Source organism: Mycobacterium appelbergii (assembly GCF_032883035.1).
Classification (GTDB): domain Bacteria; phylum Actinomycetota; class Actinomycetes; order Mycobacteriales; family Mycobacteriaceae; genus Mycobacterium; species Mycobacterium appelbergii.
The window spans coordinates 381,528-407,831 of record NZ_JAMQTH010000002.1 but is presented as its reverse complement, the minus strand read 5'-3'; the positions used below and the strand labels follow the sequence as shown (position 1 = coordinate 407,831).

Annotated in this window: 25 protein-coding genes; 13 read left to right on the top strand and 12 right to left on the bottom strand. The window is 64.6% G+C overall.

The features are described 5' to 3' along the window. Window positions 1–21 precede the first annotated feature (21 nt). Window positions 22–1,518, bottom strand: coding sequence for an aldehyde dehydrogenase family protein (locus tag M1247_RS06200; RefSeq protein WP_317155393.1), 1,497 nt, complete (start codon window positions 1,516–1,518; stop codon window positions 22–24). A 113-nt stretch (window positions 1,519–1,631) separates the two neighbouring features. Here M1247_RS06200 and M1247_RS06195 point away from each other — a divergent pair, with 113 nt between their 5' ends. From M1247_RS06195 to M1247_RS06175, 5 genes are all read left to right on the top strand, one after another. Further along, complete coding sequence (locus tag M1247_RS06195) at window positions 1,632–2,831, top strand: acyl-CoA dehydrogenase family protein (protein WP_317155392.1); 1,200 nt, start codon at window positions 1,632–1,634, stop codon at window positions 2,829–2,831. Further along, complete coding sequence (locus tag M1247_RS06190) at window positions 2,828–3,826, top strand: acyl-CoA dehydrogenase family protein (RefSeq protein WP_317155391.1); 999 nt, start codon at window positions 2,828–2,830, stop codon at window positions 3,824–3,826. The genes M1247_RS06195 and M1247_RS06190 overlap by 4 nt, the downstream gene beginning before the upstream one ends. Before the next feature lie 11 nt (window positions 3,827–3,837). Then, complete coding sequence (locus M1247_RS06185) at window positions 3,838–4,980, top strand: acyl-CoA dehydrogenase family protein (RefSeq protein WP_317155390.1); 1,143 nt, start codon at window positions 3,838–3,840, stop codon at window positions 4,978–4,980. Window positions 4,981–5,105: 125 nt separating this feature from the next. Beyond that, entirely contained in the window at window positions 5,106–5,846 is a 741-nt protein-coding gene (locus M1247_RS06180; protein ID WP_317155389.1) for a FadR/GntR family transcriptional regulator, read from the top strand. Beyond that, window positions 5,843–6,664 (top strand): PaaI family thioesterase, encoded by an 822-nt coding sequence (locus M1247_RS06175; protein WP_317155388.1) that lies wholly within the window; start codon window positions 5,843–5,845, stop codon window positions 6,662–6,664. The genes M1247_RS06180 and M1247_RS06175 overlap by 4 nt, the downstream gene beginning before the upstream one ends. Before the next feature lie 10 nt (window positions 6,665–6,674). On the opposite strand, the gene M1247_RS06170 is transcribed toward M1247_RS06175, so the two are convergent. The 3 genes from M1247_RS06170 to M1247_RS06160 are packed head-to-tail and all read right to left on the bottom strand — an operon-like array spanning window position 6,675 to window position 9,885. After that, window positions 6,675–7,490, bottom strand: a complete 816-nt coding sequence (locus M1247_RS06170) for an enoyl-CoA hydratase/isomerase family protein (protein WP_317155387.1) — start codon at window positions 7,488–7,490, stop codon at window positions 6,675–6,677. An 11-nt stretch (window positions 7,491–7,501) separates the two neighbouring features. Beyond that, window positions 7,502–8,662, bottom strand: coding sequence for a thiolase C-terminal domain-containing protein (locus tag M1247_RS06165; RefSeq protein ID WP_317155386.1), 1,161 nt, complete (start codon window positions 8,660–8,662; stop codon window positions 7,502–7,504). Continuing rightward, window positions 8,659–9,885, bottom strand: a complete 1,227-nt coding sequence (locus M1247_RS06160) for a Zn-ribbon domain-containing OB-fold protein (protein ID WP_317155385.1) — start codon at window positions 9,883–9,885, stop codon at window positions 8,659–8,661. The genes M1247_RS06165 and M1247_RS06160 overlap by 4 nt, the downstream gene beginning before the upstream one ends. A 112-nt stretch (window positions 9,886–9,997) precedes the next feature. On the opposite strand from M1247_RS06160, the gene M1247_RS06155 reads away from it, so the two are divergent. From M1247_RS06155 to M1247_RS06140, 4 genes are all read left to right on the top strand, one after another. Then, the gene (locus tag M1247_RS06155) at window positions 9,998–10,852 is read left to right on the top strand and encodes an SDR family oxidoreductase (protein WP_317155620.1); all 855 of its coding nucleotides are present in this window, start codon (window positions 9,998–10,000) and stop codon (window positions 10,850–10,852) included. Then, entirely contained in the window at window positions 10,849–11,994 is a 1,146-nt protein-coding gene (locus tag M1247_RS06150) for an acyl-CoA dehydrogenase family protein (RefSeq protein WP_317155384.1), read from the top strand. The genes M1247_RS06155 and M1247_RS06150 overlap by 4 nt, the downstream gene beginning before the upstream one ends. After that, on the top strand, window positions 11,991–13,058 hold the full coding sequence (locus tag M1247_RS06145) for an acyl-CoA dehydrogenase family protein (protein ID WP_317155383.1): 1,068 nt from the start codon (window positions 11,991–11,993) through the stop codon (window positions 13,056–13,058). Before M1247_RS06150 ends, M1247_RS06145 begins: the two co-directional genes overlap by 4 nt. Window positions 13,059–13,147: 89 nt before the next feature. After that, window positions 13,148–13,927: an SDR family oxidoreductase gene (locus tag M1247_RS06140; RefSeq protein WP_317155382.1), complete on the top strand. Its 780-nt coding sequence runs from the start codon at window positions 13,148–13,150 to the stop codon at window positions 13,925–13,927. A gap of 62 nt (window positions 13,928–13,989) precedes the next feature. On the opposite strand, the gene M1247_RS06135 is transcribed toward M1247_RS06140, so the two are convergent. Continuing rightward, window positions 13,990–14,817, bottom strand: a complete 828-nt coding sequence (locus tag M1247_RS06135; RefSeq protein WP_317155619.1) for an enoyl-CoA hydratase/isomerase family protein — start codon at window positions 14,815–14,817, stop codon at window positions 13,990–13,992. Between the two features lie 172 nt (window positions 14,818–14,989). Between M1247_RS06135 and M1247_RS06130 the strand changes: the two genes are divergently transcribed. The 4 genes from M1247_RS06130 (at window position 14,990) to M1247_RS06115 (ending at window position 18,519) form a co-directional block, all read left to right on the top strand. Continuing rightward, window positions 14,990–15,817: a mycofactocin-coupled SDR family oxidoreductase gene (locus M1247_RS06130; RefSeq protein ID WP_317155381.1), complete on the top strand. Its 828-nt coding sequence runs from the start codon at window positions 14,990–14,992 to the stop codon at window positions 15,815–15,817. A gap of 15 nt (window positions 15,818–15,832) precedes the next feature. Then, on the top strand, window positions 15,833–16,630 hold the full coding sequence (locus M1247_RS06125) for an SDR family oxidoreductase (RefSeq protein WP_317155380.1): 798 nt from the start codon (window positions 15,833–15,835) through the stop codon (window positions 16,628–16,630). Window positions 16,631–16,644: 14 nt separating this feature from the next. Continuing rightward, on the top strand, window positions 16,645–17,802 hold the full coding sequence (locus tag M1247_RS06120) for a cytochrome P450 (RefSeq protein ID WP_317155379.1): 1,158 nt from the start codon (window positions 16,645–16,647) through the stop codon (window positions 17,800–17,802). 93 nt (window positions 17,803–17,895) lie between these two features. Next, a complete protein-coding gene (locus M1247_RS06115) occupies window positions 17,896–18,519 on the top strand; it encodes a cysteine hydrolase family protein (RefSeq protein WP_317155378.1) in 624 nt (207 codons plus the stop codon). Here M1247_RS06115 and M1247_RS06110 read toward each other — a convergent pair. Genes M1247_RS06110 through M1247_RS06080 form a run of 7 tightly spaced genes read right to left on the bottom strand, consistent with a single transcriptional unit; the run spans window position 18,499 to window position 26,264 of the window. Further along, complete coding sequence (locus M1247_RS06110; protein ID WP_410506827.1) at window positions 18,499–19,179, bottom strand: Rv1363c family protein; 681 nt, start codon at window positions 19,177–19,179, stop codon at window positions 18,499–18,501. The genes M1247_RS06115 and M1247_RS06110 overlap by 21 nt on opposite strands. Beyond that, the gene (locus M1247_RS06105) at window positions 19,179–19,853 is read right to left on the bottom strand and encodes an Rv1363c family protein (RefSeq protein WP_317155376.1); all 675 of its coding nucleotides are present in this window, start codon (window positions 19,851–19,853) and stop codon (window positions 19,179–19,181) included. The genes M1247_RS06110 and M1247_RS06105 overlap by 1 nt, the downstream gene beginning before the upstream one ends. After that, a complete protein-coding gene (locus M1247_RS06100) occupies window positions 19,817–21,277 on the bottom strand; it encodes an MCE family protein (RefSeq protein ID WP_317155375.1) in 1,461 nt (486 codons plus the stop codon). Before M1247_RS06100 ends, M1247_RS06105 begins: the two co-directional genes overlap by 37 nt. 1 nt (window position 21,278) lies before the next feature. Then, window positions 21,279–22,430, bottom strand: coding sequence for an MCE family protein (locus M1247_RS06095; protein WP_317155374.1), 1,152 nt, complete (start codon window positions 22,428–22,430; stop codon window positions 21,279–21,281). Beyond that, window positions 22,427–23,830: an MCE family protein gene (locus M1247_RS06090; RefSeq protein WP_317155373.1), complete on the bottom strand. Its 1,404-nt coding sequence runs from the start codon at window positions 23,828–23,830 to the stop codon at window positions 22,427–22,429. The genes M1247_RS06095 and M1247_RS06090 overlap by 4 nt, the downstream gene beginning before the upstream one ends. Continuing rightward, window positions 23,830–25,239, bottom strand: a complete 1,410-nt coding sequence (locus M1247_RS06085; protein ID WP_317155372.1) for an MCE family protein — start codon at window positions 25,237–25,239, stop codon at window positions 23,830–23,832. The genes M1247_RS06090 and M1247_RS06085 overlap by 1 nt, the downstream gene beginning before the upstream one ends. After that, window positions 25,236–26,264 (bottom strand): MCE family protein, encoded by a 1,029-nt coding sequence (locus tag M1247_RS06080; RefSeq protein ID WP_317155371.1) that lies wholly within the window; start codon window positions 26,262–26,264, stop codon window positions 25,236–25,238. The genes M1247_RS06085 and M1247_RS06080 overlap by 4 nt, the downstream gene beginning before the upstream one ends. Window positions 26,265–26,304: the final 40 nt, after the last annotated feature.

Genomic DNA, 26,304 nt, shown 5'->3' with positions numbered 1-26,304 from the left:
ATGTACGATGGCGTCAGAAACTTAGTCCGTCGTGTAGGCGATCAGCTTGGTCTGCAGGTGCTGCTCAAATCCCTCGACGCCGTTCTGCCTGCCGATACCGCTCATCTTGTAGCCACCGAACGGTGCGTCGGCCGCATAGAAGATTCCGCCATTGACGTTCACCGATCCGGAGCGAATGCGCCGGGCCACGGCCATTGCGCGCTCGTTGGAGCCCAGCACCGTGCCTGCCAGTCCGTACATCGAGTTGTTGGCCATCTCGACCGCACCGTCGTCGCCACCGTCATACGGGGTGATCGTGATGACCGGACCGAAGATCTCCTCCTGGAACACCCGGTGCTCCGGGGCGACATCAGCGAGAACCGTTGGTGAGACGAAGTATCCACGGTCCAGACCCTCAGGCTTGCCGCCACCGACGGTCACCCGGGCACCCTGCTCCTTGGCCACCCGGATGTAGTCCAGCACTCGGTCACGCTGTTTGGCCGACACCAGTGGCCCGCAGAAATTCGCCGGGTCACTGGGGTCTCCGACCGTCACACCGCCGAACGCCGCGGTGGCCATTTCCACTGCTTCGTCATAGTGCTTGCGCGGCACCAGCATCCGGGTTGTCAGGGCGCAGCCCTGGCCGGAGTGCATCAACGCACCGATACAGCCGGGAACCGTAGCGGCAAGGTCGACGTCGTCGAGCAGCAGGTAGACCGACTTGCCACCCAATTCCAGCAGATTGCGTTTCATGGTCGGGGCGGTGAGCTGCTGGATCAGTTCGCCGACCGCGGTGGAACCGGTGAACGAGATCATGTCGACTCGCGGATCGGTCAACAGACGCTGGGCGACGTTGTTGTCGGCAGCGGTCACGATATTCACAACACCTGGGGGTATATCGGTCTTTTCGGCGATGATGCGACCCCAGCGCAGCACGCTCCACGGCGTCTCGATAGCCGGCTTGAGCACCATGGTGTTACCCGTTGCCAGGATCTGACCGACCTTGTTAGCGACGATCTCGACCGGGAAATTCCACGGTGTGATCGCCCCGACAACGCCCATGGCCTCTTTGACCACCATGCGGTTGTAGGGCACACCCATTTTGGCGTCCTCGCCGAGCTGACGTTCCCAGGCGAACTCCGAGATGTGCTCGGCCGGCCAGCGGATCGCATCGGCAAGCGGCCAGTCCAACTGGGCGATGTAGGTCATGCCGAGAGGCGCGCCGGCCTCGGCGACCAGCTCGGCGCGCATGTCCTCCTTTTCCTGCTGCAGCGCCTCGTGCAACTGCATCAGGCAATGTTGACGGAAGTCCCGGTTTGTCGACCAGTCGGTGCTGTCGAACGCATGCCGGGCGGCGGCGATCGCGGCGTCCATGTCCTCGGCGCCGGCATCAGCGGCGACGCCGAGCACCTCTTCGGTGGCCGGGTTGATGTTGTCAGCGGTCCGACCGGCCGTTGCGTCACGCAGTTGGCCGTCGACGAGCAGCCGTGACTCGGGGTTGAAGTTGACGGTGGCGGCAGCGACGGATGAAGCCGTCATTGGCAGTCCCTCTCCTGGAAGTGTCAGCGTGGGCTATTGTAGCCGTTTATAGATAACTGTTTAGCGGATTCGGTTTCTCGACCGGGTCCTCGACCCAATGAAGGGGGAACCGGTTGACCGCCCCTGCCGACGGCGCAGTAACGGCACGCCGTCACGACGAGTATGTCGCCCAAGTCGCGGTGTATCGCCAGGAATTCCGGCGTTATCTGCGTGAGCTGGACACGGCCGATCAATGGCGCTCGGCCGCGTTCACCAGCGCCGAGGACGGCTTGGCCCACGATGCCACCGTGCTGGCGCGCCTGTACGCCGACGGCTGGAACCGGTACGGCTGGCCGGAGTCTGCGGGGGGTCTCGGCGGCAACGAAATCCACCGGGCCGTGTACTACGAGGAACTCAGCCATGCGATGCTGCCGATCCCGGCCCAGCACTGGACATTGGAGACGCTTGGTCCGGCCCTGTTGAAGTTCGCGCCGCACCTGGGCGCCCGGTATCTTCCCGGCTACCTCGGCGGCGCCGAGTGGTGGGGCCAGAGCTTCTCCGAACCGGAGTCCGGTAGCGACCTGGCGACGCTGCGCACCCGCGCGGCCGACGACGGCGCAGGCGGATTCGTCATCAACGGCCAGAAGATCTGGACCAGCCAGGGGCCGACGGCGACGCGTCTGTTGGCGCTGGTGCGCACCGGCGCACCCGAGAGCCGCCACCGCGGGCTCACCATGTTCCTCGTCGATGCCGACGCCCCTGGCGTCACGATCCGCCCGATCGCGCTGGCCAGCGGGCGCCGCGAGTTGGCCGAGGTGTTTTTCGACGACGTCCGGGTCGACCATGAGCGGGTGGTCGGTGACGTCGACGGTGGCTGGGCCGTGGCGATGCACCTCATGCAGTATGAGCGCGGCATGTACGGCTACGCCGTGCTCAACAAGGTGCTCACCGAACTGAGCAGGCTGCGGGAGGACATGGTGACCGCAGGTGCCACCGACGCGCAGCGTCAGCGCTTCGCGCGGGTGTATGTCGACGTGGCGGCCGCGCAAGCCCGCACCGCCACCACCGTGCGCCGGCTTGCCGCGGGCGACGCGGTCGGCGCGGACAGCAGCATCGACAAGTTGTTGTTCGGCCGGGCCGAGAAAGAAGTCAACGACCTCATCCTGGAAATCACCCGCGAACAGATGATTGCGGGGAAGAGCAGCCCGGCTCTGAACACCGCGCGTGCCGAGTGGTGGTATTCGCGTGCCGCCACGGTGATGGGCGGGACCGCCGAGGTGCAGCGCGGCATCATCGCCGACCATCTCCTCGGACTCCCCAAGGAGAGGCGATGAACATGGGCGTGCACGCGACCGACGACACGTGGCCGATGGTCGAGGAGGCGGTATTCCGGCTCTTCGACGAACTGGCAGGCAAGGGCTCGCCCGAACACGTCGCGATCGGGCCGCGGCTGGCCGAACTGGGCTGGTCGGATATCGAGGCCGAGTACCCGGTAGAGGCGTGTGAGCTGCTGTTCCGTGCCCAGGGTCGTTCGCTGGCCCTGACCGACTGCCTGGATCGGACCATGCTGGCCGAACTGGCCGGGGTAACCGGACGGCCCGCCGACCATGTCCTGCTGCCCGGCCTGACCCCCGGATATCTGCCCGGCTCCGACGAGCAACGGGTATCAGGCGTCCTGCTCGGCCCGCTCGAAGGCCGGTTGGTGGTGCCGGTGGCCGGGCCGATGGGAACCGTGTCGGTCGGTGTGGTCGACGCGTCGCAACTGCACGGTGAGCGTCTCGACACCTTCGACGCGTCGACATTCTGGACCCGGGTCAGCGGACCTCTGGATGTCCCCCTTGCCGAGGCATCCGCCCAGTGGAACCAGGCCCTCGCCGCGGCGCAGCGGGCACTGGCCACCGAACTGGTTGCGCTGGCCGAGCAGGCGCTGCGCATAGCGGTCGACCAGGTGAGCGTTCGCGTACAGTTCGGCGGACCGATCGGATCGTTCCAGTCGCCCCGACACGCGCTCGCCGATGCGGCGGCGAGGATCGCCGGCGCCCGCGCACTCCTGGGCGAATCGTGGCGGTACGGCGGCAGGCTCTCGGCGGTGATCGCCAAAGCCGCAGCCGGGCGAGCGCACCGCGCTGTCAGCGATGTCGCACTTCAGGTGTGCGGTGCGATCGGCCTGACCGCCGAGCATGATCTGCACCGCTACGTCACGCGCGGGTTCCAGCTGGACGCGCTGTGCGGCTCCTACGATCAGCTCGAATCGTACTTGAGCGAACAGCTTTTCGAGAGCTACGCCCCAGGCCGCGCATTGCCCGCGGTCGTCACCTGGGCCAACTAGGGAGGGAATCCATGCGCCGCAATATCTTCGAAGAAGTCCACGACGACTTCCGTGCCACCGCAAGGGCATTCTTCGAGCGCGAATGCGTACCGAACGTCGAGAAGTGGGAGAAGGATGGCAAGGTCAGCCGCGAGGCCTGGCTCGCGGCCGGCGAACACGGTTTGATCGGCTGGGAGTTCGATGAGAAGTACGGCGGTCTCGGTGTGAAGGACTTCCGGTTCAACCAGATCATCTCCGAGGAGATGTTCGGCACCGGATCGGTCGGCATCGGCCTCGGCGTACAGAACGACATCCTGATGCCCTATATGAACAACCTCACCACCGAAGAACAGAAGCAGCGGTGGCTGCCCAAGTTCGTCTCGGGCGAGTACATCGGCTCCATCGCGATGTCCGAACCCGCCGCCGGGTCCGACCTGGCGGGCATCAAGACCACGGCCCGCGACGCGGGTGACCACTGGGTGGTCAACGGCCAGAAGACGTTCATCAGCAACGGGCTGCTCTCCAAACTGGTGCTGACCGCGGTCAAGACCGATCCCGAGGCCCGGCACAAGGGCATCAGCCTGCTGATGATCGAGGACGGCATGGAGGGGTTCACGCGCGGCCGCAAGCTGGACAAGATCGGCCAGTACTCCGCGGACACCGCCGAACTGTTCTTCGAGGACGTCAAGGTGCCCAAGGAGAACCTCGTCGGCGAACTCAACCGCGGCTTCTATCATCTGGTGTCCAATCTGCCCAGCGAACGGGTCGGCGTCGCCTGCTACGCACTGCCTGCCGCTCGCCGCGCGCTGGACCTCACCAAGCAGTACGCACTGGAACGCACCGCCTTCGGCCAGCCGATCGGCAAGTTCCAGGTCAACCGGCACTTCCTGGCCGAGATGCAGACCAAGCTCGATGCAGCCCAGACCTATCTGGATCAATGCGTGCTCTCGGTCAACGACGGCACCCTGAGCGACCAGGACGCGGCCGGCCTGAAGTGGTGGACCTCCGAAGTCCAGTGGGAGATCATCGACCGCTGCCTGCAGATGTACGGCGGCTACGGCTATATCAACGAGTACGAGGTGGCCCGGCTGTGGCGTGACTCGCGGGTCCAGCGGTTGTACGCGGGGACGACCGAGATCATGAAAGACCTCATGGGCCGGGCGATGGGGTATTAGCGATGGCCGGGAGGCGATGATCTTGGTCACTGGCGGGCCGCGTATCCCCAGATCCCTTCGAGGATTCGGTTAACCTGCAAAATAGTTAATTATTTTCGAGCGCTGCACTAACTGTGGAGGTTGTCATGGAGGTCACCAGTCTTCGGGAGCCGAAGATGGCCGATCGGGTGGCCACGGTGCTGCGCCGGATGTTCATCCGGGGTGAGATCACCGAGGGCACGATGCTGCCACCGGAATCCGAGCTCATGGAGCGCTTCGGGGTCTCACGGCCGACGCTGCGCGAAGCATTTCGCGTGCTCGAATCGGAGTCGCTGATTCAGGTGCAGCGGGGGGTCCGGGGCGGCGCACGCGTCACCCGTCCCCGGCGCGAAACACTGGCCCGTTACGCCGGACTGATCCTCGAATACGAGGGCGTCACGGTCAAGGACGTCTACGAAGCGCGGGTGACGCTGGAGGTTCCGATGGTCGAGCAGTTGGCCAAAGACCGCAACCCGAAGTCGATCGCCGAACTCGAGCAGATCGTCGAACGCGAGTCACAGTTGAGCCCAGGAAGCGAAGCCGTCGACCAACTCACCGACTTCCACGCCGCGGTCGCCCGCTTGTCGGGCAACAGCACATTGCAGATCGTCAGCGACATGCTGCACCACATCATCGAAAAGGCCAACCGGTCGTTGCAGCCCACCAAGGGGACGCGAGCCGAACAAGCGGTCCGCCGCTCGGCCAAGACGCACCGGATGGTCCTCGACATGATCAAAGCAGGCGATGCCGAGAAGGCAGGCGAACTCTGGAAGAAGCATCTGCAGAAGGCGGAGGAGTTCGTCCTGACCGGATCGGAATTGTCCACCGTCGTCGACCTTCTCGAATGACGGGTGTAGACGAGCGCGCCACCGAGTACGACCTCGAGACTCCGGATTCGGTCCAGGTTCGGTTCGGCATCGAGTACCTGGAATCACGACCGGACGAGGCCACCGCCGTCTACTCGATGCCGATGGAACGCTTCCGTAACCCCATCACGGGCGCCCCGACGGTCGGTCCGTTGGCGATCCTCATCGACGCAGCGGCCGGAATCGTCAACCACTACCGGCGTCGGCCCGGTCAGTGGACGGTGTCCAGCGAGCTTTCGATGGACCTCAGCCTCGACGGCGTCGAAGAACTCGACGGTTCTGTGCTGGCTACCGCGCACGCGTTCGGACCGCTCGGGTCGACCTCGCTCGGAATCTGCACACTGACCTACGGCGACAAGGTGATCGGCGGCGGCACCGTGCGCTCTTTCTTCATCCCGGTTGACGGTGCTCTCATCCCCCGGGCGCCGGAGACGTTGCAACCCTCACCCGAGACGTCATTCGCCGAATTGATGGCGGCAGACGTCGGCGACGACGACTCCGGCCCGGTACTGATGCAGCGCGTCGACCCAAATCTGAACAACGACATCGGAATCGTGCACGGCGGTGTGGCCGCGGCCGGCCTCGAGCTCGCTGCCTCCGCAGCGATCAACGGGGCCGACGGCGCTTTGCGGACCGGCTCGCTACGGGTGAACTTCCTGCGGCCGTTTTTCGCCGGCGCACACTCCCGCTACGTGGGCACCCGCCTGCGGGTGGGCCGCAACACGGGTGTCGGCGACGCGCAAGCTGTCGGTGACGACGGCAAGACGGCGATCACCGCGAGGGTGACCGCCTACCGCTGAATCGGACCCGTTATTTCTTGGAGCGGGCCCGGAAAGCAGCCACCCGGTCCTTGAACTCGGGGGTCGAGAACGACGTCAGCTCCTCGGCGAGCGCGTACTCCAGCACACCGTGCGCCGCGCGGGACAGGTGCATGTTGAGCGCCACCTTCGACGAGCGCAGAGCCTGTGGTGGCAGTGCGGCCAGCCGTTCACCGAGTGCGAGCGCCTCATCAAGCACCGCGTCGTCGCCGACCAACCTGGTGACCAGGTTCAGCTTCTCTGCGATCGGCGCGGTAATCCGATCACCCAGCAGCACAAATTCTTTGGCCTTCATCATGCCGACCAGCAACGGCAGCATCGCCGCGCCGCCGTCACCGGCGGTCAGCCCGACCGCGACGTGCGGGTCGGCCAGGTAGCTGCTCTCCCCCATCACCAGCAGATCGGACAGCAGGGCGATCGAGCAGCCGAGGCCTACCGCGGGCCCGTTGACCGCCGACACCAGCGGCTTGGGGAAGTTGATCACTTCGAGGAACACCGTCCGCGCTTCGTGGATCTGAAATGCGCGCGCCGCCTCGTCCTCGATCAGGCGGCCGAACATCACCATGTCACCACCGGCGGAGAAGGCCTTACCGACGCCGGTCGTCACAACCGCCTTCACATCGTCGTCGGCGTCGAGCACCTTCCAGATGGTGGCGAACGCATGGTGCACCTCCTCGGTCACCGCGTTGAACGCTTCGGGCCGGTTGATACTCACCACGTGGACGTTGCCGCGCTTCTCCACCAGCAGCCAGGGGGCGAACTGCTCGTAGCCGGCCAGGGTGTCGGGAGCGAGCTCTGAAGTCGTCATGTGATATCCCGTCAGTTCTTTTCGTTGGAAAGGATGGTCACCGCGGCGACCGCAGTCGGGCCGCCGATGTTGTGTGCCAACGCCACGCGGGCGCCGTCGACCTGATTCTCGGCCTCACCGCGCAACTGGTTGAACAGTTCGTAACATTGCGCGACACCGGTCGCGCCCGGCGGATGCCCTTTGGCCTTCAAACCGCCGCTGGGATTGATCGGGATCGATCCGCCGACGTAGTGTTCGCGACCCTCGACCAGCTTGTAGGCCTCGAACCGGTTGGCGAAGCCGAGATCCTCGTAGCTGATCAGCTCGACCCCGGTGAAGCAATCGTGAACTTCTGCGACGTCGATGTCACGGGGCGTCACGCCGGCCATCGTCATAGCTGCCTTGGCCGCCCGCACCGTCGGCGGGAACGTCGTCATATCACTCTTGTGCTGATGCATCACCCGATCCATGCCGAGTCCGACGCCACGCACCCACACGGGGCGATCGGTGTAGCGGTCCACAACCTCCTCGGAGGCGAGGATGACCGCGGCCGCACCGTCGCTCTGCGGGGTGCAGTCATAGAGTCCGAACGGCTCCACCACGATCGGCGCGGCCAGCGCCTGCTCGACGGTGATCTCGTAGCGCAGTTGGGCTTTCGGATTCTTCAATGCGTGGAAGTGGTTCTTCACCGCCACCATCGCCATGTGCTCTTTGGTCGCAGGCGACTCGTGCAGATACCGGATGACGTGCAGGGCGAAGTTCGCCGGCGCGACCAGCCCCAGCGGATAGTCCCAGGCGTTGTCGCGGGTCATCGCCGCCCAGTCCCAGAATGTGGTGCTCGACGATGTTTCGCGGACCTTGTCCGCGCCGACCACCAGCACCACGTCGTAGAGTCCCGAGGCGATCGCCAATGCACCGTTGCGGATCGCATCGTTACCTGTGGCGCAAGCATTTTCGACACGGGTCACCGGAATGTCGGTCAGGTCGAGGGTGTCGGCCAGGATGCCCGACGGGAACCCGTCGGTGGTGGACAGCTCACCGAACCAGGCGGCCTGGACATCCGCCTTGCTGATGCCCTTGTCGACATTGCCGGCCGCCTCGGCGTAGGCCATGGGGATCAGATCCTTGATGCCGAGGTCGAAATGCTCGGCGAACGGGGTCATTCCCGCTCCGACGATCGCGACGTTCCTCATGGGTGGACTCCTCCTTCGGCAGTCTCGGGCCAGAAGGCGTACCCGTAGTCGGGGACGCCGGCGCGGTCGGCGATCTTGCGCAGCACCACCGAGCCGGCTTGGCCGATAGTGGCCTCGCCCGCGGGTACACCGGTGACCTTCATCAGCACGCGCACGGGACTGCCGTCGAGTTGGATGACAGCGATCGAGTACGGGCTCGGCAGGTCCGGCACCGGGATTCTGATGGTGGTCTGGGTGTAGACGGTTCCTGTGCGCGGCAACGGTTCCAGCCGGTAATCGGTGACCAGCCCACCGTCTTCGGCAACCCGGGCGCGGGGTGGGAACTGTGGCGCGGTGTCGATGCCGGGCCGTTCGTCGAATACTGCCGCCTCCCAGCGCAGCTTGGGTTCGAACGCACGCGCGTAGGCGGGCAGCGAGATCGGGATGCCGGTGCCGTCGGCAGTGCGGAATGTGGGCAGTTCCCGCGCCTGCGCCTCGTCGCGGGCAATCCAAGGTGCTTGAGTCCCATCGTCCCAGGTCAGTTTCGCCGCCGTCACGCTGGACTGTTCGACGGCCAACAGCAGACCACCCGCCTGACGGTTTTCGATCACCGCGGCCAGTGCCCGGATCACTCCGGATGCCGAGGAGTTCGGGTCCTCGATCGCGCCGCCGGCATCGATGTCCCTGGCCTTCGCCCCGACGACGGCCACAACCGTCTGGGTGTCGGCCAGGCCCAGACGGACGACGGTCGACTTGACCCCGATCTCCCGTTGCAACCGGGGATCGCCGTAGCTGTGCCGGGTGCCGTCCTCAGCACGCACGGTGGTGGGCAGGCTGCGAGTCTGCCGCGCAACCGGCTCGAGCCCGGCACCTCCGGCGCCTTCGGCACCGATCAGGACCGCGGCCGCCGCGGTGACCGTCGCCGAGTCGTCGGTGGCGATGACCAGGGTGCCGTCGGTTGCGCCGAGGATCTGGTCGAGCACGGCCGGTGCGCCACCCAACACTTCGCTGACCGCCACATCGGCGGTCAGCGACAGCCCTGCCAGCAGTACCGCGCCATTTCCCCCTTCCAGCAGGGGGAAGTCGCGCGTCACCAGCACGACGCGGTGCGCAGTGGCATCCGGGTCGGCGGCCCGCCCGGCAGCGACCGCCATGGTCAGCGCGTCCTCGTCGGGCCCTTTCACCCGGCGCTCGCGCACGGTCCAGGGCGGCAGGTAGGTGCCGATCGCGGCGACCTGAGTCATAGAGCCTCGCTTGGTCCGGTGACCGCGCTACAGCGGCCAACTAATGAGCTATATAGTTATAGCATTCAAGGATACGGCCGAGTGACGTCGGAAGGACAACCGGACTGTGAGCATTCCCGCTACCCGCACGCTGAGGGATCGCGTCATCGTGGTGACCGGCGCCAGTCGCGGCATCGGAGCCGCCATCGCCGTGCGTGCGGCGCAGGACGGCGCGGCTGTGGCGCTGCTCGCCAAAACGGAAACACCCCACCCCAAAATCGCAGGCACTCTGACCGAAACCGCGGAGGCCGTGCAACGTGCCGGCGGTCGGGCGCTCGCGGTGGCGTGCGACGTACGTGACGCCGCCGCCGTGGCAGCGGCAGTCGAGACGATCACGGCGGCATTCGGTGGTATCGATGTGGTCGTCAACAATGCCGGCGCGCTCGATCTGCGGCCAACCGAGATCCTGCCTCCGAAGAACCTGCGCAAGCTTCTGGAGACAAATGTCGAAGGGCCCTTCGCGGTGGTGCAGGCCGCTTTGCCACACCTGCGTCGATCGAAAAATGCGCACGTGGTCAACGTGTCTCCCCCATTGAACCTGGAACCTCATTGGGTCGGCGCCCACGTCGGGCACACCGTCGGCAAATACGCCGAGAGCCTGCTCACCCTCGGCTGGGCCGCCGAGTTCGCCGAGGTGCCGATCGCGGTGAACTCGGTGTGGCCGGCCACCACCATCGCCAGCACCGGAATGATGGTCGCGATGGGAGAAGCGGCGGTCCGTGCACAGGCCCGGAGCCCGCAGATCATGTCTGATGCGGTGCACGCGTTGGTTACCCGCCCAACCGCAGCGGGTAGCGGACATTTCTACACCGACGAGGAGATCCTGCGCGAGGAGGGCTGGGACGATGACGACTTGGATGAGTACAGGTTGGCCGCCCGCGAAGAGGACCTGACGCCCAACTTCTACCTGTCGGCTGTCGGCCGATGAACGCGGCCGGCGTCACTGTTCGCGAGCCCGAACTGGCCGAACTTCGTTTCGCCGTGCGAGATTTTCTGCGCGCGGACCGCGCTGAGTTCGGCTGGCAGGCCGCCGTCGATTCGTGGCTGGGCGGATGGGACGAGGGGTTCTCGGCGCGCCTTGGCGCGGCGGGCTTTATCGGCCTCACCATCCCCGAGCGATACGGCGGCCACGAGCTGGGGCACCTGCACCGCTATGTGGTGACCGAGGAACTCATCGCGGCGGGTGCCCCGGTGGCCGCGCACTGGACCGCCGACCGTCAGGTCGCGCCGAGCCTGCTGACCTACGGCAGCGAAGAACAACGAGAACGACTGCTACCGAAGATCGTTGCGGGAAAGCTCTATTCGTCGATCGGGATGAGCGAGCACGGCGCCGGATCCGACCTGGCCGCCGTCGCCACCAAGGCCACCCGCAGCGACGGGGGCTGGCGGCTGTCCGGCACCAAGGTGTGGACCAGCGGAGCCCACCGTGCGCATCAGGTCGTGGTGCTGGCCCGCACCAGCCCCGTGGACATCGAGCATCGCCACGCCGGATTCAGCCAGTTCCTGGTGTCCTGTGCGGCCGAGGGCGTCCGCGTCGAACCCATCGCGTTGATGTCCGGGGCGCACCACTTCAACGAGGTGGTCCTCGACCACGTCTTCGTTCCCGACGCCGACGTGCTCGGTGAAATCGGGAATGGCTGGCACCAGGTCACTTCCGAGCTGTCGTTCGAACGCAGCGGGCCCGAACGCATCTTGTCGACCGGACCCCTGATATTCGCCGCCGTTCGCGCGCTCGGGTCGGGGCCCACACCGGATGACCGCACCGCGGTTGCCGTCGGTGACCTGTTGGCCCGACTGATCTCATTGCGCCAGTTGTCACTGTCGGTGGCCCGCACGCTCACCGACGGCGGCGACGCCGCGAACCAGGCGGCACTGGTCAAAGACCTCGGAACCCGCTTTGAAGCCGAGTCTGTCGAATTGATCGCCGACCTGATCGAGACGTTGCCCCCGGACCCGGAGGTGGAGACCATGCTGAGAACGGCCCGGCTGCACAAGCCCATGTTCACTTTGCGTGGCGGTACCAACGAGGTGCTGCGCGGCGTGATCGCGCGCGGGATGGGGTTGAGGTGACTGCACTCGCAGGCGGAGTGTTCGACTCCGGTGGCCGCCAGGACGACGATGCCGAACTTCGCCGACTCGTCGACAATCTCGGTCGGCTCGCTTTCGACGCTCGATTGGGTCACCGCGAGGTGCCGGATCAGTTCGATGCTGACCTGTGGAGCATCCTCGAAGACACCGGGCTCGCCCGGCTGACCAGCACACCGGACATGGGCGCCGGTCCGCGGGAACTCGCGATCACGCTCTACGGTCTGGCCCGCCATGCCGGGTCGGTGCCGCTGGCCGAAACCGACGCGTTGGCAGGTTGGCTCGCCCTGCAGGCCGGCATCGAACTACCGGGCGGGCCGATGACAGTCGCAGTCGCCGATGCCGACACCGATGGTCGCCGGGTCACCGGAACAGCGCGGTCGGTGCCGTGGGCACGGTCGTGCACGATGGTGCTGCTGGCGGTTCATTCTCCCGATGGCCTGCATGTCGGCTTGGCAGAGACCGCCGACAACATGCAGAAGGGACATAACCTCGCAGGCGAACCCCGCGATGCCATCACATTCGATCTACCCGCCGATCAGTTGCGTGCCGTTGATCCGGCGCTGGGTGCTGAACTGGTCCGACGGGGTGCGTGGGCGCGCTGCGTGCAGATCCTCGGGGCGCTGGACGCTGCCGCGATGCTGTCGGTAGCACACACTCGCGAGCGTGTGCAGTTCGGTCGTCCGCTCAGCGCCTTTCAGGCCGTGCAACAGTCATTGGCGGGCATGGCCGGGACGATTGAAAGAGCGCGCGCAGCCGTGGAACTGGCTGTTGCCACGGCTACCGAGCATGGTTTCGATTCCCCTGCCACCGACTATGCAATCACCGTGGCCAAGGTGACCGTCGGCCGCGCCGTCGCGCCGGTGACATCCGTCGCGCATCAGTTGCACGGCGCGATCGGTGTCACCCGCGAGCATCCACTGTGGCTTTTCACCTTGCGCGCCCAGAGCTGGGCCGACGACTACGGCACCACCACCCATTACGCGCGTCGACTGGGCCGGCTGGCCCTGGCTGCACAAGATCCGTGGGACCTGGTCACCGCGACCTGATCCCAAACCGCGATTTGTGGAGTTCTAGCCGCGGTCACCGCGGCTAGAACTCCACAAATCGCTAACACAACAGTAGAAAAGGAGAACCCGTGACGGTAAAGAAATTCGAGGGTGCGTCCGCGATTGTCAGCGGCGGTGCAGGAGGCCTGGGAGAAGCTGCGGTGCGCCGGCTCCACGCCGACGGACTCGGGGTGGTGATCGCCGATCTCGCCGACGACAAGGGCAAAGCGCTGGCCGACGAGCTGGGCAGCCGGGCGCTCTTCGTCAACACCGACGTGACAAGCGACGACAGCATCCTCGGCGCCATCGAACAGGCCAAACAGCTCGGCCAGCTGCGCTACGCAGTCGTCGCTCACGGCGGTTTCGGTGTCGCACAACGGATCGTGCAGCGCGATGGCAGCCCTGCCGACATGGCCGGCTTCACCAAGACCATCGACCTCTACCTGACCGGCACGTACAACCTGACCCGTCTGGTGGCCGCGTCGGTGGCCGGCGAAGAACCTCGTGCGGACGGTGAGCGGGGTGCCATCGTGATGACCGCCTCGGTCGCGGGCTACGAGGGCCAGATCGGCCAGACCGCCTATGCCGCAGCGAAAGCCGGCGTCATCGGACTGACCATTGCCGCGGCCCGTGACCTCAGTTCGGCGGGCATCAGGGTCAACACGATAGCGCCGGGCACCATGAAGACACCGATCATGGAGTCCGTCGGCGAAGAGGCCATCGCGAAGTTCGCCGCCAACATCCCCTTCCCGAAGCGGCTGGGGGCACCCGACGAGTACGCCGATGCCGCGGCATTCCTGCTGAGCAACGGCTACGTCAACGGCGAAGTGATGCGCCTCGACGGAGCGCAGCGCTTCACCCCGAAGTAACCCTGGTTGGGAACGCGCACGGTCTGGCACTCCCCGACGAGCGTCAGACCGTGCGCCGAGCACTACAGCCGGCCGTCGACCTGCAACTCCGGGTGCACCCAGGCCGGTGAGTTCTTCTGCTTGAACGCGCGGAAGCCCTCCCGCGCCTCGGGGCCGAACAGACTTGTCTGCATACCGATCCGGTCGAACAGACCCAGGTAGTTGTCCAGGCTCGCCTTGATCACTCCCCGCGCGCCTGGGGCGGTCCGGCAGCATTGTGCGAGTAGCTCTCTCGCGACGCCCTGCAGCTCGTCGTGGGGAACCACCCTGGCCACCATGCCCCAGTCGAGTGCCTCTTCTGCAGTGAGCGTCCGGCCGGTGAACATCAGATCCTTGGTGCGGACCGGACCGATCAGCCGGGCGAGCACCTGGCTGTAGTAGGTATCGGCGATACCACGGAACAACTCGGGCACCCGGAAGGTCGCTCGGTCACTGACGACGGCCAGATCGCTGCACATCGCGATCTGCAGACCGCCACCTTGGCACAGGCCGTTGACCGCGGACACCACCGGCTTGGGCGACTGACGCAACACGTCGAAGGGCGTGACATCCATACCCAGGTTCGAGGCGAAGTCCATCCAGTTGTCCTCACCGCCCTGTCCGAGGTCGCCGCCCGGCGCGAAAACGTCGCCGGTACCGGTGATCAGGAGGCCGGCAAGGTCGGGATCGCCGTTCACCCGGTTGATGGCGTACCGGATACCGAAGTACATCGCGGGTGTCATGGCATTGCGCGCCTGTGGGCGATCCAAGGTACAGATGGCGAAGGCACCTTCCCGCTTGAAGGTGAGGAAGGGCGTACCCAACCAATCGCCGTCGGGTGGTCGCGGGCCGCCGTTGAGGTTGTTGGACATGAAAATCCCTTCCGGGTCGTTGATGAGCATGCTCTCCATCAAATTAGCCAAATAGTTGTATGATTCCAAACTCTCCGCGTAGCATTCACCACGTGGCGCAATTCACACGCACCACAACTGGGTGCCGCCGACTCAGCGCGGCCATATTGATCGATCACCGGAGGAACAAGGAATGGGTTCACTCGACGGCCGCGTCGTTTTCATCACCGGAGCCGCCCGCGGACAGGGCCGTTCACACGCGGTCATGTGTGCCGAACAGGGCGCGAACATCGTCGGCGTGGACATCTGCGAAGACCTCGACGTGGTGCCCTACAAGTTGGGGACTGCCGACGACCTCGAGGAGACGGCCCGTCTGGTCGAGAAGACCGGTCAGGAGATGCTCTTCCGCAAGGCAGACGTCCGCGACAAAGCTGCGCTGCAGGCGGCGTTCGACGCCGGCGTCGAACAATTCGGCCATATCGACACCGTCATCGCCAATGCGGGGGTCGTGCTCACCAACGCCGACGAGCGCGACGCGTCCGAGGCACTGCGACTGGGCCTGGACATCATGCTGGTCGGCGTGTGGAACGCCTTCCAGATCGCGATCCCGCACATGAAGGAACGTGGCGAGGGCGGCAATCTGATAGCGACCAGCTCGATGATCGCGCTCCTGGATCTCACCGACGGCCGCGGTGGCAGCGACGCCTATCTGATGTCGAAGGTCGCCATCGTCGGCCTGGTCCGCGCCTACGCGGCCATGCTCGCCGCCGACCGCATCCGCGTCAACGCGGTGGCGCCCACCAACTGCAATACGCCGATGATCACCGACAACCCGGCCTTGTTCAAGGTGATCGAGGAGAGCCCGCATATCGTCAACGCCGTTCAGACGGCGCTGCCGGACATTCCCCTGATCGAGCCGCGCGACGTCTCCAACGCCATCCTGTTCCTGATCAGCGACGCGGGCCGCTCGTTCACGGGAAGCATGTTGAAGGTGGACGCCGGCATGGACGTGCGGCGCTGACCGGGCGTTGTAGTGATGAAATTCGGAATCGAAGGACGCTCGGCGCTGATCGTCGGCGGCAGCAAGGGAATCGGCTTCGAGGTCGCCAAGCTACTTGCCGATGAGGGCGCCCGGGTGGCCGTGCTGGCCAGGACCAAGACCGACGTCGACGCTGCAGTGGAGACGATCCGCGCCGAGGGCGGCACTGCGCTCGGCGTCCTCGCCGACGTGAGCAGTCCCGAAGAACTCGCCGACGCCGTGCGTGAGGTGAGTGCCGAGCACGGCGCTCCGCTCATCGTCATCGGCCAGGCCAAATACCAACGGCCCGGGGACTTCGCCGATATCACCGACGTGAACGTCTATCGCGAGTCCTTCGAGTCACACACGATGAGCCAGATCCTGCTGCTGCAGACTGTCCTGCCGGCAATGAAACAGGCCGGCTGGGGGCGTTTCGTACACATCGGTTCGGCCACCGCCAAAGAACCCACAGGCAACATCCATCACGTGGTGGCGAACACCAGTCGTCCGTCGACCATAGGCCTGCTCAAAACCGTGTCCGACGAATACGCCCGGTACGGCGTCACCGTCAACACCGTCGCGCCGGGATGGATCGAGACGCAGAACGCGATCGACTATCTGCAGAACCACCTCGGTACCAGCTCCGAGGCACAACGGCGCGAGTTCATGTTGAACCAGGCCCGCGTGCCTGCGGGGCGGATGGGCAAACCGCACGAGATCGCATCGCTCATCGCGTATCTATGTTCTGAACCTGCCGGATACCTCACCGGCAGCTGGATCGAAGTCGACGGCGGCTTGCACCGCTCGGCTTTCTGACCCGAGGAATGCATATGAACCCCGTTGGTGCGCCTGAGCTCTCGTTCGCCGGTCTGCCGATGGCCGCCGATCGCGGTGTCGGATGGAAGACCGTGCGCGACGCCGGGCGGGTGGTGTACATCGACGGCTGGTACTACCTGTCCCACCGTGAGGACGTCCTGGCCGCGCTACGCAACCCGGCACTCTTCTCCTCGAAGAAGGCATTCGACGTACTCGGTGCCCCGCTGCCGCTCGTCCCCATCTCCTTCGATCCGCCGGACCACACCCGGTTCCGCAAGATCCTGCAGCCCTTCTTCAGCCCCAAGACCTTGAACGAGATGCTGCCGTCGCTGCAGAAGCAAGCACTCGACATCATCGACGACGTCGTGACGAAGGGCGCGTGCGAGGTGGTGGCCGACGTCGCGATCCCCTATCCGTCCCAGGTGTTCCTGACGCTGTTCGGACTGCCGCTGGAGGACCGGGACCGCCTCATCGCCTGGAAGGATTCGGTTATCGCACTGGCGGATTCGCCGACACTCGAAGGCCACGACCTGACTCCGGCAATGGAATTACTCGCCTACCTCAACGAGGCCGTCAACGAGCGGAGGGCGAACCCGGGGCCGGACATCCTGTCCCAGGTGCTCACCGGCGATGACGCCCTCGACGATGCCGAGGTGATGGGCCTGAGCTTTCTGTTTGTGCTCGCCGGGCTGGACACCGTCACCGCAGCGATGAGCACGGCGCTGCTGGAACTCGCCCGCAATCCGGAACTGCGCACCACGCTGCGCGAGAATCCCGACCAGATGAGTGTGTTCGTCGAGGAGATCGTCCGGTTGGAACCGCCCGCACCGATGCTGCCCCGGGTCACGACCGAGGAGGTCACCATCGGGGACTTCACGCTGCCCGCCGACACCCAGGTTCGACTATGCATCGCCGCGATCAACCGCGACGACAGCGACCACATCTCCACCAACGATGTCGTGATGGACGGAAAGGTGCACCGGCACTGGGGTTTCGGTGGTGGCCCGCACCGCTGCCTCGGGTCTCATCTGGCCCGCATGGAGCTCACGCTCATCCTTGACGAATGGCTGAAGCGCATCCCCGAATTCTCGGTGGAAGACGGCTACGAGCCCCACATCAAATTCCCCGCACAGACCTTCGCACTGGAGCGGCTCCCGCTGACGCTGGCCTGACTCCCGTTGTTCGACCAACGAGTACTTGAAGACGAGTCGCTGCTGGTAGTAGTTGCCCGGCGCGGCACGTTAACGCAACTACAGGAAGTCTGAATGATGGTCACACCACTCTCCGATCCCAATACCGTCGCCGTTGTCTGTGTGGAATGCCAGAACGGTGTTCTGGGATCGCAGTCCGTTCTGCCCGCGCTGGCCGCCGACAGCTCCGAACTCGTATCGAATATAGGCCGACTACTCAATGCCGCACGCGAATTCGGCCTGCGGGTGGTGCACGCGACCTTCGAGGGAAACCTGGGTGGCCGACCAACGGGAACCGCGCGGTTGTGGCGGGCGTTGGGGCCGGTGACCGCTCAGTGGGCGCCGGGAACCTCCGCTACCAAGGTGGTCCCCGAGTTGCTGGCGCCCACCGATCTCGTGCTGCCACGTCACCACGGCCTGTTCCCGACGTTGGACTCCGAGTTGTTGCCCGTACTCAAGGGTTTCGGCGTGACGACCATCATTCTCACGGGAGTGTCGCTAAACTTGGCGATCACCCATTCGGCCGGACACATCACTCAGGCCGGGTTCGATCTTGTGGTGCCACGAGATGCGGTCGGCGGCACTCCCGCCGATTACGCTCAGCAGGTGTTGGACAACACCATTGCAGTGCTCGGCCGACTCACTACCGTCGACCGGTTGATCCACGAGTGGTCCGGATCAGACCGGGTCGAATCCTGAGACCAGCCATCGGTCGCCGACCTTGTCCAGGGTCACCCGCACGCTGGAGGCAGTGCCCGTAGGCGTGCCTGTGCCGATCGTGGTGGTCTGATTGACGAAGACGATCGCGACCGCGTGGTCTGGATCGGCCGACACCGAGGCGGCCGCGGGAACCGTGGCGACCGCGGTGATCTGCTGCTGCTTGGCCCCCGGTATCACAACGTCGTCGGTCAATTGCGTGTAGGAGTCTCGGAAGTCGCCGGTCAGCAGGTCCCGGGCAGCGGTAAGGTCCCGATCCACGGTGTCCGGCTTGTATGACAGCAGCGCGACCGTGGAATCCTTGGCTGCCTGGACGGATTCGATGCTGGCGACTTCCGCGTGGCGTACCGAAGAATCCATCCACTTCAGGAAACCGACGGCGAGTCCCAGTACCAGCGCCAGGGCCGGCAGCACGCCGTACACGAGGACGCGCATCCAGTTGATTCCACGGGACCCGACAGCCGTCGCCTCGCCTCCGTCGACGTCGTCGGAGCCGTCATCAGCGTCACCAGGCCTGGTTTCGCCGTTGTCGGCGTCACTTTCGCTGGATTCGTTGTATCCGACAACCTGGTCGCCCGATGGATGCTCCTCCACGGGGGATTCCGCGGCGGCCTCATTGGTGTGACGCACTTTCAGTTTGATCACGATACGAACCCTACGTTTGAAACCTTCACGTCTTCGCCTACTTTCTGGACGGTCAAGCGCATACGCCACGCCCGTGGCGGCTGTTCGGCAGCACCGGCATTGGAGGTGTTGACCGACACCGCAACGATCGCTTGCGCCTCATCACCGGTAACCGATTCCAGCCCTGCCTCGGTGATGGTTCCCACCGACTTGGATTGCGCCTGTTTCACAACCTCGACGAAAGGCTCCGAACGGCTGGCGAAATCATCGTGGAACTGTCCCGTGGCGGAGTCGAGGATGCGTTGTATGTCGGCGTCGGCGTGCTGAAAGTCGATGGTGGTGAGGTTTAGCGCACCTTGCCTGGCGACCTGCAGATACAACGCACGCTCGTTCTTGGTTTGCTGAGACTGATAGGTGCGGTAACCGAGCCAGCCCGCGAGGCCGCCCAGTGCCAGCACGGTGATCAATCCCACGACCAGAGCTGGCCGCAGCGTAGGCGTCCCGCGATGCCCAGCGCCGCTGCCATCGGAAACAGGTTCGGAATCGGCTGTTTCAGTGCCGGTGGCGTCAGCGTCGCCAATGTCGGAGAATGGAGATTCCGCATCATCATTCTCGATCTCGGCTGACGTCGCCTCGTCTTCGGCGAGGGACGAACTCAATTCCCCTTCGGTGGCAACAGCATCGTCTGCCATGTTTGCTCCTTTGACGCGTTGCGAGCGAGATTGCTCTGCGTGTATACCTGTCCGTCCGGTCCAATGTATGTACCGGTCGCAGGATCGTACTCAGCTGCCGCGACCGGGAGAGGAGTTGAGGCCGGCGGTGCAGCCGTCGACCCCGGGGTTCCTGGCGGGGGCTGAGGCACCGACTGCCCCGACAGTGTCGCGTTGGGGTCACCCTTCCAGTTGAAGCCCTCATTGAGCGGCACATAGTTCTCGTCGCTCTCACACATCGCAACCGTTGGCGCCCGCTTACCCGGACGGGTCACGCAGGGTGTGTTTCGCGCTCCGCGCACATTGAGTGTCGAGTCTTGAGGAACCCGGCAGTAGAGGTCACCGGCCGGGCTGTCCGGGTAGTCCTCCAGCGCCGGGGCCCGCTGCTGCTGGGGCGGCAGAAAGCCGGTGGTGCACGTTGGCGGCAGGTTGAGGTTGATGTTGAAGCTCAAGAAGCCACCCTTATAGTCCTGCTTGGTATTTCGATTCGCCAGAGCGGCCGCTTGGATAGCTTCGGTACCGGTGGGCAGTAGCACGAGCAACTGCTCCAAATTCGGCTGGTACGTGACGGCCACCTCGCCGACGGCCACCAAGTTGGCCAGGATCACGGGCAACGTCGGCTGCAGCCTGTCGAGCAGGGCTCGCGCCTCGTCAACGGCTGGGGCCGCGTTTTGCAGGATACCCCGTACCGCCCCGTCGTTGTCCTTGAGCTGTGTGGTCACCTCGGCCAGATGTGCTGCCCAGGCATGAACCGCGTCCGACGTGTCGGTCTGGGTGTCCAGGATCGGGGCCGCGTTGTCGACCAGGTTGGTGAGGTCACTGATGTTCTGCTTCGCGTCGATCGCCAATTTCGTCGAGCCGTTGACAAACCTCGAAATATCCGGTCCCAGACCGCCAAACGCCAGATAAGCCTCGTCGATCGTCGTCTTGAGGTTGTCCCCGGGAATCGCCTCGAGGCCGCGGTTGGTCGCGTTGAGCAGGGTGTCGAGTTGAGGCGGCACCGTGGCGCGATCGCGACCGATCACGTCTCCATCCTTCAGCAGGGCAGACGTCGCGTTACGCGGCAACAGGGCGACGTATTGTTCCCCGACTGCGCTTTGGCTGTGCACCTGAGCATCGAGATCGGACGGGATGTCGATACCGGACTTGAGCGAGAGGACAGCCTCGACTTCGCCGTTGTTCAGCTTGACCTGCTTGACCTGACCGACTTCGGTACCGCGGTAGGTCACGTTGGCACGCTCGTAAAGTCCGCCCGCCTCGGGCAATTCGACGGTCACCGTGTAGGTCCCAACTCCGAAGAGGAATTTCGGCAGCTTCACATAACCGAACGCCATCACCGAGATCGCAACCACCGACACCGTAAGAAAGATCGCCAGCTGGATCCATATTCGTCTATCCAGATGCATGTCACGGCCCCTGATCGAAGTGGTAGGGAACAACCAACGGGTTGCGCGCGGTGTACGGGCTGGGCATCTGGCCGATTGTGCGGCCCCACTGCATTTCCAGTTCGGTCAGCTCACCCTCCAGGAAAGTGCCCGTGAGGAACGACGCGTCCAACCTGCTCAGTGTCAGATCGATGACCGCGGTGAGATTGGCGTAATCGCCCCGCAGCCATTTGGTCAATGTGGGCTTCGGGAACGGGAACGTGAGGAAGAAATCCAGCGAGCGGGTCAGCGCCGGGCCCGCGTTGGCCAGCGATTCCAGTACCGGCCCGAGGTTCTGCAGATTCTTGACCAGAGCGTCCTTGGACTGGTTCACCGAATCCGCTGCCAGCGCACTGAATTTGCCCAACTGATCGAGCGCTTCGACCAGGTTTCCGCGCTGTTCGTTGAGAACGGCCAGTGCGTCGGGGAGCGTCTTGAGAGCCTTGTCCACGACCGGCTTTTGCTCGGCGATCTGACCGACCAGATTGTTGAGACTCTCCGATGCGGCAATGATGTCGCCGGTCTGATCATTGAGGTTGGCGATAAATATATCCAACTGCGTGATCAGGCTCCGCAGGTCTCCGGCACGGTTACTGAAGGCTGTGCTGAGAGCCTGCGTGATGTCCTGGATATTCCCCAGCCCGCCACCACTGAGCACCAGCGACACCGACGCCAGAGCCTGCTCGGTGCTGGGGTAGTTGGCGCCCGACGACAGCGGAATCAGCGCACCGTCTTTCAGCCGGCCCTCCGGCCGAGAGTCCTTCGGCGGACTCAGCTCGATGTGCAGTGAGCCCAGCAGGCTGGTCTGTCCAACGGTTGCCGTGGTGTTGGCGGGCAGCACAACGTCACCGTTGATCGACATTGTCAGCAGCGCGTGCCAGCCCTGCCGCTCGATTTTCGTCACGTTGCCGACGGTGACGTCCCCGACCCGCACTCGCGAGTTGCGCTCGATGTTGTCCACGTCTGGCAACTGCGCCTGAATGCTGTATGCCCCGGGGCCCTTGCCTTCAGTGCCGGGCAACGGCAGGGAGTTTGCGCCGCGCCAGTCACTGCAGCCCGATAATCCTGCGATCAACAGCAGTACCAGGCCGGCGACTGCCGCACGCTTCAGCCGTTTGATTCGCGTCGCCATCATCCGCCACCACCGTGCGGCACCATCAGTCCGGGCAAGCCGTCGGCCGGGTTGGTTTGTTCCGGCGCGGGCAGTGACTGGTCCACCGGGCCGGGCGGTGGCGGCGGCGCGACCGGTACGTACGGCGCATCGACGGGCGGGTTGGCCGCGGGCTCCCCGTAATGGGTAAACGGCGCGCCTGCCGGCGGCAAGGGGCCGCCGGCTGCAGAAGGAGCGCCGGGCGTGGGCGGGATGTAGTCCGGTCGAAGCCAGTCCTCGCTGTAGGTGATCTCGTTCGGCCGCGCTTGTGCGCCCACGAAGAGGTTCTCCCCGATCGGCGGGAAGTTGTACTGACGGTTCTTGATGATCGGCGCCAGGTACTGCGCGCACAGCTTCGCAGACTGCTCGGCACCCAGCCGCGAGGCGGCCTGTACTGCTCCACAAAGGAATTGAATCGGGTTGGAGAAGTTGTTGAGGGCCAGCGCGCCGGTCAATGCACCCTGAGCGGGCTGGTAGATGTTCAGGAAATTCTGGAACGCGTTGGGTGCGATGTGCAGCGTCTGTTTGAGGTCATCGAGGCTCTGATAGAGCGCTGTGGTGACAGAGGACAGCTTGTCCCCTGTCGTGCCTATGGTTTCGCGATTGTCGGCAACAAAGGTCTGCACGTCGCCGACGACACCGTTGAGGGAGTCGACGGCGTTGCCGACCTCGTTGGGGTCATCGGCCAGCAGCCCCGTCACCGAGGCGAGGTTCTGATTCAGCTGGCGCATCAGATCCTGGCTGCTCTCCAGAGCAGAGACCAGGATCGAGAGGCTCTTGACAGTGCTGAACAAGTCCGTGCTGTGGTCGCCCAAGGCCGAAAATGCCTGCGCCAGCTTGACGATGGTGTCGTGGATATTCGCGCCCTCGCCGCGCAGGTTGTCCGCGGCGGTGTTGACGAACGCGCCGAGCGTGCTGACCCCACCGGGGGAGGTTGGCTGAAGAGTCTTGGCCAGGCGCTCAAGCTGCACCCGGAAGTCGTCGAACTCCATAGGCACAGCGGTTCGGTCCTGTCCGATCACCGCTCCGCTCTGCATTTCGGGGCCACCGGTGTACACCGGAGTCAGCTGAATCGCCCGCGAAGTGACCAGCGACGGCGAAAGAATCACCGCTTTGGCATCTGCTGGAACCTTGTACTTGCCGTCGACATGGAAAGCGATCTTGGCGCGGTCCGGTTGCGGCTCGATGTTGTCGACCTTGCCCACCGGCACACCGAGAATCCACACCTCATCACCTGGGAACAATCCGTTGCTGTTGGCGAAGTACGCCACCATCTCGGTCCGGCTGGCAGTGGTTGCGACGCGGCTCACCACGACGCCACCAGCGACCAGGACGAGAACAAGGACGACCGCGAGGAGGATCCGCGCGATTCGCGAATTTCTCATCACTGGCTACCTTCCGGTGGGATCAGCGGTATTGGGGTTACCCCAGCCGGTCCAGGCGCACCCGGCCCGACATTCAGTGGGCCAGGCGGTAGCGGATCCGGCTGCCCTGCCTCCTGAGTCACCGGCGGAGTTTGTCCCGCAGCCGGCAACTCCACCGGACCGACCGGTGTGTGTGTCGATTGTTGGTTGGGCGGCCCCTCGGCCGGAGGTCCTGGCGGCGGACCTCCGGGCGGCGGCGCAGGCAGGGGCTCGCGGTAGGGGTAACGCGGGTCGCCCGGCTTACCGGTGATCGCGTCGGGAAGGTTCAGACGCGGTTCGCCGCCCTGACCGGTCCGAGGGAACGGCACGGGCAACGCGGGCGTGCCCGGTTGGCCCACCTGAGGATCCGAGCGTTCCGACGGCAGCAGCACATTGGGATCCAGACCGAGGTCTGAGAACGCGGCGTCGATGAACGGCTGGACGAACTGACCCGGGAACAGGTTGACCAGATAAGCCTTGAAGAACGGTCCAGAGCCGACCGACTCACCGAGCGAGAGGGCGTACTTGTTGAGGCCTTTGATGGCCTTCTGGACTCGTTCCTTGCGGTCGTCGACGATCGTCAGGACGCCGTTGAGTTTCTCCAGCGCGGGTTTGAGTGGGTCGCGGTTCTCGGCGATGAAGCCTTTGAGCTGCTTGGTGACGGCCACAATATTGCCGGACACCTCATCCAGCGCTGCGCTCTGCGTTCGTAGCTGAATCAGGAGTGCGTTGGTGTCTGCGACCAGGCTGACCACCTGGTCGCTGCGCTCCCGCAGCACCGACGTGGCCTTGTTCGCGTTGGCAAGCAGGTTGCGCAGTTCGGAGTCACGTTTACTGAGAGTGTCGGCGAACCGCGAGACCCCCCGTAAAGCGACCTTCAGCTCGGGTGGAGTCTCGGAGAACGTGTCGGCGAGCACAGCCAGCGACTCGGACAGTTGATCGGTGTTCAGTCCGCTGATGGTCGCGGTCAGATCGCCGAGTGCGTCGGCCAGTTGGTAGGCCGGCTTGGTGCGATCGACCGGGATGGCGTCGATCTGCTGTCCATCGCCGCGCGGCACCACCGCCAGATACTTCGCGCCGAGCAGACTCTTGGTCTTTACCGCGGCCTCGGTCCGGTCTCCCAGCCTGACGTCTTTTCTCATATCGAAGGTGACCAACACCTTCGGGCCATCGAGCTCGACATTGACCACCTTGCCGACTTCGAACCCCGACACCTGTACCGGGGAGCCGGCCAGCAGACCACTGGCTTCACTGAAATACGCCGAATACTCCTTTGTTCCATTGAAGAACGGCAGCCGGTCATAATTGAGCGCGCCCACGCAAACAGCCACAGTGAGCCCGACGCCGACGGCGCCGATGACAAAAGGATTGCGTTCAGAGAATGTCTTCATCGCGGCGTACACCTACCCGAGTCCTGGCCGGCGAGTTTCACGTAAACCGGTTGGCCGCCTTTGCCGTTGAGCTTCAGCACCAGATCGCACAGATAGAAGCTGAAGAAGTCACCGTAGAGCCCTTGCCGGCCGAGCACCTGGTAGGCATCGGGCAGTGTGTCGATCAGGTTTTCGACAAAGTCTTTGTCAGCCAACACAGTTCCGGCGGTTCGATCGGCCTCGGTGACGACCTTCTGCAGCGGGGGACGCCCCTTCTCCAGGAGGTCCGCGACGCCCGCCGCCGCTTCGTTGGCATAGGCGACGGTGTTGGTGATGTCCTGCTTGCGGCCGCCCAGGGCCCCGACCAACTCCGACAGCGAGGTCACCGCTTTGTCGAACTGTTTGTTCTGATCACCGAGCGATCCCAACACCGTGTTGAGGTTGACGATCACCTGACCGATGAGTTGGTCGCGGTCTGCCAGCGTGCTGGTCAACGCAGCGGTATGGCTGAGGAACGACCCGATGGTGGCGCCCTGGCCCTGCAACGCTTGGATCAACTGGCTGGTCAACGCGTTGACCTGGTCAGGGTCCAACGCGCGAAACAGGGGCCGGAAACCGCCGATCAATGCGTCCAGATCTAGAGCCGGAGCGGTCCGCGCGGTCGGGATGGTGCTGCCGGAGTTGAGCCTTTTGGTGTTCCCGACCCCTTCCTCGAGGGCGAGATAGCGTCCACCGATCAGGTCGTCGTAGCGGATGACGGCCCGGCTGCCCTCGGTGAGCACCACCGTGTCGTCAGCGGTGAACTTGACCACGGCAGTGGTGTCGGGTTTGAGGCTAATGTCCTTGACCTTTCCGACTTCGACCCCTGCGATGCGGACGAAGTCCTCAACCTGCAAACTCGACACGTCGGTGAACTCGGCACTGAACGTCTGCTCGGACTGAAAGCGCAACTGGCCAAAGATCGCGTAAATCGCGAAGATCCCTAATGCACACACCGTGCCGAAGATGGCCAGGCGCCACAGGGCGCCTCCCAAGTTGTCTTTCACGGCTGTACTCCTCGTGGCTGATGCTCGTGTACCGACTGAC

What these genes read in the sequence shown, in the direction of transcription:
- M1247_RS06095 (WP_317155374.1), bottom strand. Translation starts at nt 22,430, where the DNA reads ATGATGGCGACGCGAATCAAACGGCTGAAGCGTGCGGCAGTCGCCGGC.
- M1247_RS06100 (WP_317155375.1), bottom strand. Translation starts at nt 21,277, where the DNA reads ATGCATCTGGATAGACGAATATGGATCCAGCTGGCGATCTTTCTTACG.
- M1247_RS06160 (WP_317155385.1), bottom strand. Translation starts at nt 9,885, where the DNA reads ATGACTCAGGTCGCCGCGATCGGCACCTACCTGCCGCCCTGGACCGTG.
- M1247_RS06135 (WP_317155619.1), bottom strand. Translation starts at nt 14,817, where the DNA reads ATGTCCAACAACCTCAACGGCGGCCCGCGACCACCCGACGGCGATTGG.
- M1247_RS06200 (WP_317155393.1), bottom strand. Translation starts at nt 1,518, where the DNA reads ATGACGGCTTCATCCGTCGCTGCCGCCACCGTCAACTTCAACCCCGAG.
- M1247_RS06125 (WP_317155380.1), top strand. Translation starts at nt 15,833, where the DNA reads ATGAAATTCGGAATCGAAGGACGCTCGGCGCTGATCGTCGGCGGCAGC.
- M1247_RS06170 (WP_317155387.1), bottom strand. Translation starts at nt 7,490, where the DNA reads ATGACGACTTCAGAGCTCGCTCCCGACACCCTGGCCGGCTACGAGCAG.
- M1247_RS06130 (WP_317155381.1), top strand. Translation starts at nt 14,990, where the DNA reads ATGGGTTCACTCGACGGCCGCGTCGTTTTCATCACCGGAGCCGCCCGC.
- M1247_RS06105 (WP_317155376.1), bottom strand. Translation starts at nt 19,853, where the DNA reads ATGGCAGACGATGCTGTTGCCACCGAAGGGGAATTGAGTTCGTCCCTC.
- M1247_RS06085 (WP_317155372.1), bottom strand. Translation starts at nt 25,239, where the DNA reads ATGAAGACATTCTCTGAACGCAATCCTTTTGTCATCGGCGCCGTCGGC.
- M1247_RS06165 (WP_317155386.1), bottom strand. Translation starts at nt 8,662, where the DNA reads ATGAGGAACGTCGCGATCGTCGGAGCGGGAATGACCCCGTTCGCCGAG.
- M1247_RS06090 (WP_317155373.1), bottom strand. Translation starts at nt 23,830, where the DNA reads ATGAGAAATTCGCGAATCGCGCGGATCCTCCTCGCGGTCGTCCTTGTT.
- M1247_RS06190 (WP_317155391.1), top strand. Translation starts at nt 2,828, where the DNA reads ATGAACATGGGCGTGCACGCGACCGACGACACGTGGCCGATGGTCGAG.
- M1247_RS06185 (WP_317155390.1), top strand. Translation starts at nt 3,838, where the DNA reads ATGCGCCGCAATATCTTCGAAGAAGTCCACGACGACTTCCGTGCCACC.
- M1247_RS06115 (WP_317155378.1), top strand. Translation starts at nt 17,896, where the DNA reads ATGATGGTCACACCACTCTCCGATCCCAATACCGTCGCCGTTGTCTGT.
- M1247_RS06120 (WP_317155379.1), top strand. Translation starts at nt 16,645, where the DNA reads ATGAACCCCGTTGGTGCGCCTGAGCTCTCGTTCGCCGGTCTGCCGATG.
- M1247_RS06180 (WP_317155389.1), top strand. Translation starts at nt 5,106, where the DNA reads ATGGAGGTCACCAGTCTTCGGGAGCCGAAGATGGCCGATCGGGTGGCC.
- M1247_RS06150 (WP_317155384.1), top strand. Translation starts at nt 10,849, where the DNA reads ATGAACGCGGCCGGCGTCACTGTTCGCGAGCCCGAACTGGCCGAACTT.
- M1247_RS06175 (WP_317155388.1), top strand. Translation starts at nt 5,843, where the DNA reads ATGACGGGTGTAGACGAGCGCGCCACCGAGTACGACCTCGAGACTCCG.